The following is a 13,281-nucleotide window of genomic DNA, read 5'->3' as shown; positions in this document are numbered from 1 at the left end:
AATATCTGGGCGATAGGCACATTTAATTTGAGAATTTGCAGTTTCTCGCTTTCATATTATTCGTGTTCTGTCAATTTTCAGGCATCTGCTTTGCAATAGACAAATATTGATAGCTTTCCCCATTTATCTGTATTTTATAAGTTTTTGTATAGTAAACCTTGTTGTCGTCCTGCATATCGCAGAAATCCAATACCAATGTCAACACATTCTCCGCCTGATCCTCACTGACAATCCTAGCGTTGCGCGCCCCGCCAAATCCTCCGATCATTCTCCCGGTAAACACTTGATTTTGCGGATCGTAATTTTCAATCTCCTCCGGATCAAAATACACTTCTCCTAAATAACAGGACAGCGCCTGCTCTATCACGTCCAGCGGAATATTCCCCTGCCAAGCTTCCCAGTTTTCCCGCTGGATTCCCTCTTGATTAATAATATACATGGCAAAAGCAAACAGCTGTTTTGATGGAATATCCGTACTTTTTTCAAATATCAGCTCGTCATCCCCTAAAAGAGCAATATCCATGCTGACACAATTTCCATAATAATCGCGGTTAACGCTGTGGCAGGAAGCGTATCGATATTCCTCCCCCTCCTTTTGGAGCGTTAAGCGTACTTCCCGAAGAATGCGGCCACTTTTGTCCGCCACATAAAAGTCCGCTGTTAAGGCATCCTCTGTCTCCTTCTGCCCAATCATCCTGATCGTGTTTCCAAAATCCGGGGCCGCATCCGCTTCATAATAATCCCCGTCCGGCTGATACCAGTTATATCCTTCCCGTATCTGCTCCCGTGGAATATCAAAATACTTCATTACCTGTTCTTCCAGCAGAGCGCAAGGGATATGGTACATCCCCGTTTGTGCATCTTTGTATTGCTCCATATCATTTTGCTGCGCCAGTTTGAGAAACCCAAAATACCCCAAACCGACCCCTTCTATCTGGGAAGGGGTTTCCCAAAAGTAAAAAGCAATCCCGCTTCTGACCAGGGGCAGCAGCAAATCCTCTGTTTCCTCCTGGGCAGGCTGAGACTCCGGTTCCTCTTGTAAGGGTTCTTCCTCTTGAGAAACTGTGAAATTTGTACGGGAAGATTCTTCAGAGGAAGTCGGCTCTTCTCCCGCCCCCCGCGCAGTGCATCCCGCTAACAGCACAGCGGCAAAAATCGCGGCCGCCACCCTGATACAAATTTTCATATTTTTCCCCTTTCTCCAAAAGATAACACACAGTCCGCTGTAAACAGCGGGCTGTGTGATTTTAAAACTATTAATATTCCGCAGAGCCAGTGGTCCTTGGAAACGGAAGTACATCACGGATATTGGAAACCCCAGTGATATACATAATCAAACGTTCAAATCCAAGCCCGAATCCTGCATGCTTGGTGCCGCCCCAACGGCGCAGATCCAGATACCAGCTATAATCCTGTGGATTGAGTTTTAGCTCTTCCATTCGTTTGAGCAAAACATCCAACCGTTCTTCACGCTGGCTTCCTCCGATAATCTCCCCAATTCCCGGCACCAGAAGATCCACCGCGGCAACGGTTTTATTATCGTCGTTCATGCGCATATAGAACGCTTTGATCTCTTTGGGATAATCGGTAACGAACACAGGCTTTTTCATTACTTGTTCTGTGAGATACCGCTCATGCTCTGTTTGCAGATCGCAGCCCCAATACACCGGATACTCAAATTTATCCTTCGCCTTTTCCAAAATCTCAATCGCTTCGGTATAAGTTACGTGGGCAAAATCTGAGCTGATAATTCCTTTAAGCCGTTGGATCAATCCCTTATCGTAAAAATTATTAAAAAATTCCATCTCCTGAGGGCACTGTTCCATTACATAAGAAAGGACAAATTTAATCATGTCCTGTGCCAGTTCCATATCATCCGATAGTTCCGCAAAAGCGATCTCCGGCTCAATCATCCAAAATTCCGCCGCATGACGGGGAGTATTGGAGTTTTCCGCACGGAAGGTTGGTCCAAAGGTATAGACGTTCGAAAACGCCATCGCCATACATTCGGCCTCTAACTGTCCGGACACGGTCAGGCTGGTGAGCTTACCGAAAAAGTCCTGGGAGAAATCCACCTCGCCGGTTTCTGTAAGAGGCGGGTTTTTCGCGTCAAGGCAGGTCACCCGGAACATTTCTCCCGCGCCCTCACAGTCGCTTCCTGTAATCAACGGAGTATGGACATACACAAAGCCCCGTTCATTAAAAAATTTATGGATAGCGTACGCCGCTACCGAACGTACCCGAAACACTGCCGCGAAGGTATTCGTACGGGGACGCAGGTGGGCGATGGAACGCAAAAACTCCAAAGAATGCCGTTTTTTCTGCAATGGGTATTCCGGGGTAGACGCTCCTTCCACTTCAATGCTCTGCGCATGAATCTCAAAAGGCTGTTTCGCCTGAGGAGTCATGATAAGTTTACCATGCACCACTAAGGCGCTTCCTACATTGAGCTTAACCACCTGGGAAAAGTTTTCCAGCTTATCCTGTTCCAAAATTATCTGTAAGTTTGCAAAAGAAGAACCGTCGTTCAGCTCAATAAAACCAATGGATTTGGAATCCCGGATGGTTTTCACCCACCCGCATACGGTAACGGAGACATCCAAATAACTCTCCGGCGACATAAACAGTTTTTTAATCTCTGTTCTCTTCACAACACGACCACCTTTTATTCTTATTAAAGCCCATCGTTTTTCTGTCTTTTTTCAAAAGAAAACTCATATTACATAATATAGCATATAAATAATAGTATTTCCAGTCCAAAACCCAATAAATCCGCCTGCTGCAAAGGGCAGGCGGATTTATTTTTGCCGTTTGCCTACCCCGGAGGCCAGGCCAAGTTGCGTTTAGCAAGCACATGGAAGTGAAGATGCCCCACTGTCTGCCCCGCCATTTTACCGCAGTTGCTTACCACACGATAGTCGTCTCCCGTACCAAGTTCCTTGGTAATCTTGGCGATTACAGCGTAGATATGTCCCACCACAGCGCTGTTTTTCTCCGTGATTTTATTGGCTCCGGTAATATGCTCTTTGGGGATGACAAGGAAATGTACCGGCGCTTGGGGATCAATGTCATAAAATGCGTAGCACTGCTCATCTTCATAAATCTTATTGCTTGGGATTTCTCCTGCGATAATCTTACAGAATAAGCAATCCATTCCTATGGCTCCCTTCTTTTTATTTTATCATGCCTTGAATTACCGATGGGATCTGAGCGATCGCTTCATCAATTTTAAAGATTTCGGTAGCTCCGCCCATAGCACTGTCCGGACGGCCGCCGCCGCTGCCGCCGCACAAAGAAGCAATTGCTTTGACAATCTTCCCCGCGTGGGCTCCCCTAGCAACCGCCTCCTGACCGCAGATAACCATTATGCTGGCTTTTCCGCCGTTAATAGTAGTCAACACGCATACCGCTTCCGGATGGGTGCTCTTAACTTGGTCGCCCATAGTGCGCAAAACTTCCGGCTTTATTCCTGTAAGACCTACAGAAGCAAATTTCAGTCCCTTTAAATCTACCGCGTTTTCAAACATATTGCCCGCCTGCATAGCAGCTATTTTCGCGTTAAATTCATCCAGCTGCCGCTGCATCTCTTTATGTTCGCTCACCATGGCGGACACCTTATCCGGCAGCTCATTGGGATTGCCTACTTTCAAAATCGCGGCTGTCCGCTGGAGAATTTCATTGTTTTCCTGGATATATTCCAGCACATTCTTACCGGTGACCGCCTCAATTCTTCTTACTCCGGCGGCGACGGAAGATTCTTTGACAATCTTAAACAAGCCGACTTTTGACGTATTATCCAAATGAGTACCGCCGCAGAATTCGATGGACTCGTCCTTCACATTACATACCCGTACCACATCGCCGTACTTTTCACCGAACAAAGCCATCGCACCCAATTTTTTCGCTTCCGCGATAGGCATCTCGGAAACTTCTACCGGCACAGCGGAAAGCACCATACGGTTGACAATTTCTTCCGTCTTGGCAATTTCCTGCGGCGTCATAGCAGAAAAGTGGCTGAAGTCAAACCGGCAGATGCTGTCGTCCACCATAGAGCCCGCCTGATGCACATGATTTCCCAATACACTGCGCAGCGCCGCCTGCAGCAGATGACAAGCAGTGTGATTTCTCATAATATCCCGGCGGCGTTCAATATTGATAGACGCGGTCACCTCATCGCCTACAGACAGGACTCCTATGCCCATTTCCCCCACATGGACAAAATGTCCAGTGGCGGATTTCTTACAATCATATACACTGAAAATATTCTGGCCGGTAACAATCGAACCACTGTCCCCTACCTGGCCGCCGCTTTCCGCATAGAACGGAGTAACGTCCAGTACCACAGAGGCAAAGTCCCCATCGCCGATCTGATCCACCCGTACATTGTCCTTGACAATAGCGACTACTTTTGCCTTAGCGGATACTTCTTTATATCCAACAAACTTTCCTTTGTCCTTGATATCCGCTAATACATCCTCTTCCCAGCCAAGATCGCCCATGGAAGCTCTGGCCTTTCTGGCCCGCTCCCGCTGCTGTTCCATGAAACGGGTAAACTCCGTTTCATCTAAAGTGATGTTTCTTTCCTCAATAATTTCCCGGATCAAATCCACTGGAAATCCGTAGGTATCATACAGCTTGAAGGCGTCTGCGCCGGGCATAACCTTTTCAAAGTTCTTATCACTGGTCTCCAGTTTGTCGATCATATCGTTAAGCAGCTGCATCCCCTGATCAATGGTCCGGGCAAAACGCTCCTCTTCCACCTTAATGACCTTGACAATATAATCCTTATTTTCCACCAGATTGGGATAAGCATTCGCATTTTCCGAGATAACCGTCTCGCAAACCTTGTATAAAAACGGCTCGGTGATTCCCAACAAACGGCCATGGCGCGCGGCGCGCCGAAGCAGGCGGCGAAGCACATATCCTCTGCCCTCGTTTTGAGGCAGGACGCCATCCCCTACCATGAAGGTGGTGGATCGAATATGGTCGGTAATTACCCGCAGAGAGATATCTGTCTTTTCATTCTCCTTGTAATTTACGCCGGCAATACGGGCCACATGTTTCATAATATTCTGAACCGTATCTACCTCAAACAGGTTGTCTACCCCCTGCATGATGCAGGCCAAACGTTCCAATCCCATCCCAGTATCAATATTAGGATGCTCCAGACGCTCATAATTTCCGTTTCCGTCTCCGTCGAACTGGGAAAATACCAGATTCCAGAACTCAACATAGCGGTCGCAGTCACAACCTACGCCGCAGGTAGGTTTGCCGCAGCTGTACTGCTCTCCCCGATCAAAATAAATTTCCGAGCAAGGTCCGCAGGGACCAGAACCGATCTCCCAGAAATTATCTTCTTTTCCCATGCGAACAATCCGATCCAAAGGGACGCCTTGTTCTTTGTTCCAAATCTCAATAGATTCATCGTCGTCCTGGTATACTGTAATCCATAGCCGGTCTTTGGGCATTTTGAGTACCTCGGTAATAAATTCCCAAGCCCAAGCAATGGCCTCGTGTTTAAAGTAATCCCCAAAAGAAAAATTGCCCAACATCTCAAAATAAGTGCCATGGCGGGCAGTTTTCCCCACATTTTCAATGTCTGGAGTGCGGATACATTTCTGACAGGTAGTCACCCGTTTGCGGGGCGGGGTTTCCAGTCCTAAAAAGAACTTTTTCATCGGCGCCATACCGGAATTGATCAGCAGAAGGCTGGCGTCCTCATGGGGAACCAGCGGATAGCTGGGCAGACGCATATGCTCCTTGCTTTCAAAAAAGCTTAAGAATTTTTCCCTGAGTTCATTTAAACCCGTCCATTCCATAATTTATAAAGCTCCTTTTAATAATTTACACATAAAAAAACGCCATCATCCCCGACTCATGGGACGAAAGCGTAGTTAACAATTTCCGTGGTACCACCCAAATTGCATGAAAAATTCATGCCTCTCTAGAAGGATTAACGCTCCCTTTCACGCCTGACTCCTCGCCAGAAAGCTCTGGGATGGCCCGCGTGTTCTCCGCGGCAGGTTTCCACCGTCCCTGCCTCTCTCTTCCGGAAAAGATAACGCTTCTTCCCTTCATCGCTTATATTATCCATATCGTTGTAATTATACCTTTTGAAACAGAGCTTGTCAACACAAAAAACCGGAACAAATCATAGAATTTGTCCCGGTTTTACGCTAATTACATAATACTAAAAGTCAATTTGGCCTGGGAAAGCGCCCGGTTAAGCGCCCCTGCCATCATAGAGGAAAGAGCCACCTTAAGCATATCAGTAAAGATAAACGGCACTACTCCTCCCATCAGCGACGACACAATACCGTTTCCGGTATAAATCATCAACTGCAAAACGCCCACGGCATAACATATTCCCAATCCAACCGTCATGGTAACGAAAAACTTCCAAAAAGATTTTCCCCATTTGGAGCTGAGAAAAGCAACCGCCAGCGCCATCAGCGGATAAGCTAGAATATAACCCCCAGTAGGTCCGGCAATAATCCCAATTCCACCGGTGAACCCGCCAAACACTGGCAGCCCCGCCGCCCCCAGCAATACATAGACTACTTGGGAAGCAAAGGCGTATTTCGCGTCCAGCAAAGCCCCAGTTAAAAACACCGCGACAATAGACATGGAGAAAGGTACCAGCGTAAAGGGAAGGGGGATGATAATCTGCGCAAATACTGCGGTAATCGCAGTACATAGGGCCGCCATTACCAAACGTCTTGTCTTCGTATGCATCTCTGTTCAAAACCCACTTTCTTATTCTACCGATATAATAAAATAATATACTGGCTGTCCCCCCGAAATCAGCGCCACTTCAACATCTTCCGGAATTTTAGCGCTTACTGCCTCGTAGACCGCTTGCGCTTGTTCTTCACTGACGTCTTCCCCGTAAAGCAGGGTTATAAAACTGCTTTCCTTGTTCACCAAAGCTTTGGTGAGACGTGTTACCGCCTTGATAAGATCCCGTTCGGTAAAGGCCAGCTTTCCATTTTCCAGCGCCAGCAGTTCCCCTTCCTTGATCTTATGGCCGTCATATTCGCTGTCCCTGGCGGCAAAGGTTACCTGTCCAGTGCCTACCCTCTCGTATGCCCGCTGCATAGCTACTATATTTTCCGTAGCATCCGCGTCATGGTCAAACGCCAGCATGGCCGCCATCCCCTGAGGAATTGTACGGGTATGCAGAACCACCACCTTGCGGTCCGCCAGCTTTGTAGCCTGTTCCGCCGCCATAATAATATTCTTGTTATTAGGCAGCACAAATACAGTTTTTGCCGGGGTTGCATGAATAGCGGATAAAATATCGTCGGTAGATGGGTTCATCGTCTGGCCGCCGGACACAATATTATCCACACCCAAATCTTCAAACAGCTGTTTTACCCCATCACCGGCCGCTACAGAAACAAATCCATATTCCTTGGACGGGTCCACCGGGGCGTAAACAAATCCCTGATCGGACACCGGCTGTACAATACTGGCTTTTTGGTTTTCGAACTGCTCCCGCATGTTTTCTATCTTAATATTGGTAAGCATACCGTTTTCCAGCGCTTTCTGCAGGGCGTTGCCTGGATTGTCCGTGTGTACATGGACCTTGATTACATCATCGTCATCCACAACCACCACACAGTCGCCGATGGTTTCCAGATAAGACCGAAGGGTATCCGGATCGGCCTTTTCTATCTCTTTGAGGATAATAAATTCTGTACAATAGGTAAAGGTAATTTCTCCTTCATATTCTCCAGCCGCATTCCGGTCAGGACGAATAGACTGGCTTTCCAAAGACGGTTTCTCCACCAGCTGGATGATCTCTTCACCGTCAATTACCGCTTTCATTCCCTGAAAAATTACCATAAGCCCCTGGCCTCCGGCGTCCACTACGCCCGCCTTTTTCAGCACCGGCAAAAGTTCCGGCGTCTGATCCAGCGCTTCCTGTCCCGCTTTTAGAATAACATCCCAAATCTGCGGCGTATCCATCTGCTCTGTAAGCTGTTCCCTCGCTTTTTCGCAGGCCACCCTCGCAACCGTGAGGATTGTGCCCTCGGTTGGTTTCATTACCGCTTTATAAGCGGAATGAACCCCCATTTCAAGGGCGGTGACAATGTCGCCGGCGTCCGCAGTCTCTTTATTTTTCAGTCCTTTGGAAAATCCGCGAAACAGCAAAGAAAGGATCACTCCCGAATTTCCCCTGGCCCCCCGCAGGAGCGCGGAAGCGCACACATCCGCCGCCTGGGAAACCGCGGCGTCATCCGGCACCCGCTGCAGCTCCCTTTTCGCCGCGGAGGCGGACATAGACATATTGGTTCCGGTGTCTCCATCCGGTACGGGGAATACATTTAAGGCATCCACCTGCTGCCGTTTATTTGCAATATTATTCGCGCCCGAGATAAATGCATCTCTGAGCATTTTTCCTGTAATCACGTTACTTTAGACCTCCATCAGTCAATTTTGATAACCTGCCCCAGTTATGCATTTTCTGTCTTCATCTCGTCCACAAACACATTTACTTTCGCCACATCAAGACCAGTCGCCTGCTCCACCGTATAACGCACCTTATTTACAATGCTTTTTACGATTGCGGAAATATTCATCCCATATACGACAACAATATGCAGATCGATTACCAATCCTCCGCCGGAAGTGCGTACCCGCACTCCTTTGTCCGGCACGTCTTTTCCCAGCGCTGCGGAGCGCAATCCCTGGGAAGGGGAACTTACCATTCCCGCAACACCAAAACATTCCGATGCTGCTTTTCCGACCAGATTAGCAAAATATTCCTGAGATATTTCGATCGAGCCTAATTCATTTTCTATATTGATCAAAGAAAAAACCTCCTTTTCTAATTATCTGTTTTAATATTATACCTCAATGGATCGCATTAACGCCGCTTTCGCCGCATTTACATAAGAATACTCTAATAGTATCTCCGATTTTTATTACCACTGGACTATATTATAGAAAATATCTTGCTGTGTTGCAACTACTTCCGCGCCAAATTCTCGGTTAAACGACACGATTCCCTGCCGAAACACCAAAGGAATAAACGGCATATCTGTATAAAAACGGTCGCACACACCGGCAATATTCTCTCCGCTTTCCCGATAATCGCCGTAAATATCTGTTAATTCTTCGCAATACGGGGTATTGTATCCCAGTCCATAGCCCGCTGTGAGTAAAGTGGAAAAGTCCATATTATCCCGCAGACGAATTTCTCCTATGTACATGTCATAATCATCGATTGTTAAGCTGGACTGATATTTATCAAAAGATTTGGAAACAACATTTACCCGAATGCCAATCTGTTCCAGCTGCTCGGCAATCAGCGTGGCTGCTGAATTGCGGTAGGCGTTCTCACTATTGATCAGCAGACTCAGAGTAATTTCATTTCCCCGGGAAAGTCTAAAACCTTGATCGTTTTTCTCCGTCAGCCCCATCTCATCCAGCAGCTCCCTGGCCAAAGTAAGATTTCGCTGGGTTGTAGTGTCCACCTCTTCCATTTGGTAAAATTCCGGATTAAACGGATAGATAGTTCCTATCGCCCGGGACACATACGCTTTGGAAACAATCTCATCCCGATTAATCGCCAGAGAGATCGCCCGGCGGAAATTGCTCTGGGAGAAAAACGACCGCCCGGCGTTTACCCCCACGTATACTAAATTATTTAAAGTTACCGGCACGCTGGAGGTAGACATATTAGAAAGTTCCGGGGTGCTCAAATCCGAATAGATATAATCCAATTCCCCGCTTTTCAGGCTGAAGGTCAGCCCATCCGCATCCGAAACCCCGGTCAGCCGTACGGTTTCTATGGTTTTTATTTCTTCAAAATACAGTGGATTGGGGGATAACAAAATTCCCTTTTCCCAAGTGCCGGAAACATAATATTTTCCCGTCCCCACTGGAAATTCATTTCCTGCCGTCCCATCCTTGACAATCGGAAAGGTAAGCAGGGCGGGAAAATTTCCATCCGCAGAAAACAAATCGATTTCCACCGTATTATCTTCTCCCTGCCGGTAGGAGGCTACATTCGCCAAGGAGGAACTCCATAAGCCTTGACCCATGGCGCTCTCCAGGGAATAAAGGACGTCCCTGGCGGTTATCAGGCTGCCATCGGTGAACTGCACCTGGGAATTTAGCCGGATCCGGCAAGTTTTTCCTTCCATCGTAATTTCCTGGGCCAGCAGGTTTTGAGGATACCACGTTTTATCCAGCTTCACCAAAGAATCATACATCAGATCAATTAATTCCTGATTAATCTGACTCTCACATTTAAACGGATTTAAACTGTCCGACATAACATATGCCAGCCGGAGTTCTGCCGTCACAGAGGCCGCTGCCGGCGTTTCCTGAGAAGATTGCCGGGACTGGGTCATCACCCGGTCAAATTGCTGATCGCTCAAGTCTACCATCGCGGTACACCCCGCCAGCATCACTGCCGCCACAGCAAGAAAAATTATTTTTAGCTTCATAGGCTTCTCCAAACAATTTTGACTATCCATCAATTATCATTGCCATATACTCGTCCTCTATTATACCTTAAACGTTTCCACAAATCAAACAAAAACAGGCAGGATAATATAAAATCCTGCCTGTTTATCCTCCGCCATTCTAGATTACCTTGGCTCTACAATCAACTTAATTGCCGTGCGCTCCTCATCGTCAATAACAACATTGGCAAAGGCCGGAATACAAACCAGATCAATACCGGACGGGGCCAAATACCCCCGCGCAATAGCCACCGCTTTTACCGCCTGGTTGGAAGCGCCCGCACCCACCGCCTGCACTTCCACCGCTCCGCTTTCGCGAATTACGCCGGCAATAGCACCGGCCACAGCATTAGGAACTGATTTCGCTGAAACCTTTAGTATTTCCATAATAGTCCCCCTCTGATTTAGATGAATATCTCAAACTTTATCGCATATCTCCACTTATTATATTATACTATTAACAGTCGTAACATGCAATAGCGCCCTGTAATCCTATACAACTAAATTATCTTAATTCTTTCAATTTTGTTAACTTTGCCAGAGTTTTTAGCAAAATCCAATAAAATTCCGTTTAATTGACAATCCAGCGGATCGTTGGCGAACCTTACCGGCATTCCTGTCCGAAGCTTTTCAATTGCCCGTTCCTTCTCCACACCCAAAACGGAATTAAGCCCTCCGCACATTCCCGCGTCGGTAATATATGCCGTTCCCTTAGGAAGAAGGCGTTCGTCCGCCGTAGGCACATGGGTATGCGTCCCAATAACCGCCGATACCCTGCCGTCCAGATAATGTCCCATGGCAATTTTTTCAGCGGTAGCCTCTCCATGGAAGTCTACTAAGATATTGGGACAGTCAATCTGTTTGAGAAGCTGATCGATACAGTCGAAGGGATTGGTATGCACTTCCAAATACACACTCCCCTGTAAATTGATTACGCACAAGGGGAACCCAGGTCTATCATAAAGATAGTATCCTGCTCCTGGGGCAGAAAAATGGAAATTCGCAGGACGGATCACTCCGATATTCTCCTCGAACATCTCATACATTTCCCGCCGCCGCAGAGCATGGTTTCCCGTAGTGATCACATCTACCCCGCTGTCAAACAAATGCTTCGCGCTATGGGGAGTAATTCCATTTCCTTCGGCGGAATTTTCCCCATTTACAACTACAACCTCTGCCTGCAAGTCTTTTTTTAGCCGGGGAAGCTCCGAACGCAGCTTATCACAGCCCGCCTGGCCTACCACATCCCCAAAAAATAGTACGTTCATGCCTTAACTCCCGTCTTTGCCGTTTGTTTATAAAAGTGGTATATATATTTTTTTAATTGTAATCCTTTTATTTCATCCTGTCAATTAACCAAAAAAGCCATAGGGAAACGCCTTTTCCTTATGGCTTTTAGTATTACAATACTTTTGACAGAAAATCCTGCAAGCGAGGATTTTTGGGATTAGCAAAAAACTGTTCCGGAGTATTTTGTTCCAAAATCTGTCCTTCGTCCATAAACAGCACCCGGGTGCCTACCTCCCGGGCAAAACCCATTTCGTGGGTAACCACCACCATGGTCATTCCTTCCAGCGCCAGCTGTTTCATCAGCTCCAGCACTTCTCCTACCATTTCCGGGTCAAGGGCGGAGGTCGGTTCGTCAAACAGCATCACATCCGGATTCATTGCCAACGCCCGGATAATCGCAATCCGCTGCTTCTGCCCGCCGGAAAGCTGCGCTGGATATGCATCTGCTTTGTCTGCCAGACCGATGCGTTTGAGCAGCTCCATTGCCACTTCATCCGCCTCTTCCTGGGTTTTGCGTTTTAATTTCACCGGCGCCAAAGTAATATTCTTTTTCACCGTCAGATGGTTAAACAAATTGAACTGCTGAAATACCATTCCCATTTTTTCACGAAGTTTGTTAATATTACATTTCTTGTCGGTAATATTGATCCCTTCAAACCAAATCTCTCCTCCGGTGGGAACCTCCAGAAGGTTTAAACAGCGCAGAAAAGTAGATTTCCCGGAGCCGGACGGCCCGACAATAACAACTTTTTCCCCTTTTTCAATGGTTTCATTGATACCTTTCAGCACTTCTACGCCATTAAAGGATTTTTCAAGATTTTTAACGTCGATCACTTTGCGCCAGCCTCCTTTCCAGTTTTCTCTGCAGCCAGGTAAGAATTATCACCAATACCAGATAAACCAAAGCCACAATATACATCGGAGTAATATTGAAGGTTCTGCTGAAGATATTATTTCCGGCTTTTGTTAAGTCACGTATAGCTACATATCCAGCCACGGAGGTTTCTTTGAGCAGAGTAATAAATTCATTCCCCAGTGACGGCAGAATATTTTTAATCGCCTGGGGAAGAACGATGGAGCGCAGGGTCATCCCCGCCGGAAGCCCCAGAGAACGTCCGGCCTCTGTCTGTCCGATATCCACCGACATGATTCCGGCACGCATAATCTCCGCCACATAAGCTCCCGAGTTAATACCAAAGGCCACCACCGCCACTAAAATCTTATTATCAGTAGCTACCATGATGGAGCCGCTGATGATAATCAGCTGTACAACTACCGGCGTACCACGGATCACCGTTAAATAAATATCCGCAAGCCACGACAGCGGTTTGAATTTTTTATTGTTCGCCCCAGCCACCTTGATAATGGCCACAAGAAGCCCTATGGCAAGTCCCAGCATCAGGGCAAAGAAGGTAATGATCAAAGTATTTTTTAATCCCTGCAACAGCAGCAGATACCTATCTTCTACAATGAGAGCCTGTACCAAATTATTTTTTAAACTTTCCAGCATACG

12 protein-coding genes and 1 other annotated feature are annotated in these 13,281 nt (G+C 47.1%); all 12 genes read right to left on the bottom strand.

Annotation, left to right across the window (positions count from 1 at the left end):
* Positions 1-70 precede the first annotated feature (70 nt).
* The 12 genes from H8705_RS03640 to H8705_RS03585 all read right to left on the bottom strand — a co-directional run bounded on the left by H8705_RS03640 (position 71) and on the right by H8705_RS03585 (position 13,278).
* A complete protein-coding gene (locus H8705_RS03640) occupies positions 71-1,186 on the bottom strand; it encodes a hypothetical protein (RefSeq protein ID WP_262394495.1) in 1,116 nt (371 codons plus the stop codon).
* 70 nt (positions 1,187-1,256) lie between these two features.
* Entirely contained in the window at positions 1,257-2,651 is a 1,395-nt protein-coding gene (gene asnS / locus H8705_RS03635) for an asparagine--tRNA ligase (RefSeq protein ID WP_262394494.1), read from the bottom strand.
* A 164-nt stretch (positions 2,652-2,815) separates the two neighbouring features.
* On the bottom strand, positions 2,816-3,154 hold the full coding sequence (locus H8705_RS03630) for a histidine triad nucleotide-binding protein (RefSeq protein ID WP_262394493.1): 339 nt from the start codon (positions 3,152-3,154) through the stop codon (positions 2,816-2,818).
* Positions 3,155-3,173: 19 nt separating this feature from the next.
* Positions 3,174-5,819: an alanine--tRNA ligase gene (gene alaS / locus H8705_RS03625; RefSeq protein ID WP_262394492.1), complete on the bottom strand. Its 2,646-nt coding sequence runs from the start codon at positions 5,817-5,819 to the stop codon at positions 3,174-3,176.
* A 56-nt stretch (positions 5,820-5,875) separates the two neighbouring features.
* Positions 5,876-6,087, bottom strand: a binding site (T-box leader).
* 93 nt (positions 6,088-6,180) lie between these two features.
* Positions 6,181-6,735 carry a biotin transporter BioY gene (locus tag H8705_RS03620; RefSeq protein ID WP_262394491.1) on the bottom strand — a complete coding sequence of 185 codons (555 nt, stop codon included), beginning with the start codon at positions 6,733-6,735 and terminating at the stop codon, positions 6,181-6,183.
* 21 nt (positions 6,736-6,756) lie between these two features.
* Positions 6,757-8,415 (bottom strand): DAK2 domain-containing protein, encoded by a 1,659-nt coding sequence (locus tag H8705_RS03615; RefSeq protein WP_262394490.1) that lies wholly within the window; start codon positions 8,413-8,415, stop codon positions 6,757-6,759.
* Between the two features lie 44 nt (positions 8,416-8,459).
* Complete coding sequence (locus H8705_RS03610; protein WP_262394489.1) at positions 8,460-8,816, bottom strand: Asp23/Gls24 family envelope stress response protein; 357 nt, start codon at positions 8,814-8,816, stop codon at positions 8,460-8,462.
* A 114-nt stretch (positions 8,817-8,930) separates the two neighbouring features.
* On the bottom strand, positions 8,931-10,460 hold the full coding sequence (locus H8705_RS03605) for an ABC transporter substrate-binding protein (RefSeq protein WP_262394488.1): 1,530 nt from the start codon (positions 10,458-10,460) through the stop codon (positions 8,931-8,933).
* A 144-nt stretch (positions 10,461-10,604) separates the two neighbouring features.
* Positions 10,605-10,865, bottom strand: coding sequence for a stage V sporulation protein S (locus tag H8705_RS03600; RefSeq protein WP_262394487.1), 261 nt, complete (start codon positions 10,863-10,865; stop codon positions 10,605-10,607).
* 113 nt (positions 10,866-10,978) lie between these two features.
* Positions 10,979-11,746: a TIGR00282 family metallophosphoesterase gene (locus H8705_RS03595; RefSeq protein WP_262394486.1), complete on the bottom strand. Its 768-nt coding sequence runs from the start codon at positions 11,744-11,746 to the stop codon at positions 10,979-10,981.
* A gap of 133 nt (positions 11,747-11,879) precedes the next feature.
* Positions 11,880-12,602 (bottom strand): amino acid ABC transporter ATP-binding protein, encoded by a 723-nt coding sequence (locus tag H8705_RS03590; protein WP_262394485.1) that lies wholly within the window; start codon positions 12,600-12,602, stop codon positions 11,880-11,882.
* Positions 12,589-13,278, bottom strand: a complete 690-nt coding sequence (locus H8705_RS03585) for an amino acid ABC transporter permease (RefSeq protein WP_262394484.1) — start codon at positions 13,276-13,278, stop codon at positions 12,589-12,591. The genes H8705_RS03590 and H8705_RS03585 overlap by 14 nt, the downstream gene beginning before the upstream one ends.
* Between the last annotated feature and the right edge of the window lie 3 nt (positions 13,279-13,281).

It is taken from the genome of Youxingia wuxianensis (assembly GCF_014385085.1).
Lineage (GTDB): Bacteria > Bacillota > Clostridia > Oscillospirales > Ruminococcaceae > Youxingia > Youxingia wuxianensis.
The sequence above is the reverse complement of the archived record's forward strand: the minus strand, read 5'-3'. Positions and strand labels throughout refer to the sequence as shown.

What these genes read in the sequence shown, in the direction of transcription:
- H8705_RS03585 (WP_262394484.1), bottom strand. Translation starts at nt 13,278, where the DNA reads ATGCTGGAAAGTTTAAAAAATAATTTGGTACAGGCTCTCATTGTAGAA.
- H8705_RS03600 (WP_262394487.1), bottom strand. Translation starts at nt 10,865, where the DNA reads ATGGAAATACTAAAGGTTTCAGCGAAATCAGTTCCTAATGCTGTGGCC.
- H8705_RS03605 (WP_262394488.1), bottom strand. Translation starts at nt 10,460, where the DNA reads ATGAAGCTAAAAATAATTTTTCTTGCTGTGGCGGCAGTGATGCTGGCG.
- H8705_RS03640 (WP_262394495.1), bottom strand. Translation starts at nt 1,186, where the DNA reads ATGAAAATTTGTATCAGGGTGGCGGCCGCGATTTTTGCCGCTGTGCTG.
- alaS (WP_262394492.1), bottom strand. Translation starts at nt 5,819, where the DNA reads ATGGAATGGACGGGTTTAAATGAACTCAGGGAAAAATTCTTAAGCTTT.
- H8705_RS03595 (WP_262394486.1), bottom strand. Translation starts at nt 11,746, where the DNA reads ATGAACGTACTATTTTTTGGGGATGTGGTAGGCCAGGCGGGCTGTGAT.
- H8705_RS03620 (WP_262394491.1), bottom strand. Translation starts at nt 6,735, where the DNA reads ATGCATACGAAGACAAGACGTTTGGTAATGGCGGCCCTATGTACTGCG.
- H8705_RS03630 (WP_262394493.1), bottom strand. Translation starts at nt 3,154, where the DNA reads ATGGATTGCTTATTCTGTAAGATTATCGCAGGAGAAATCCCAAGCAAT.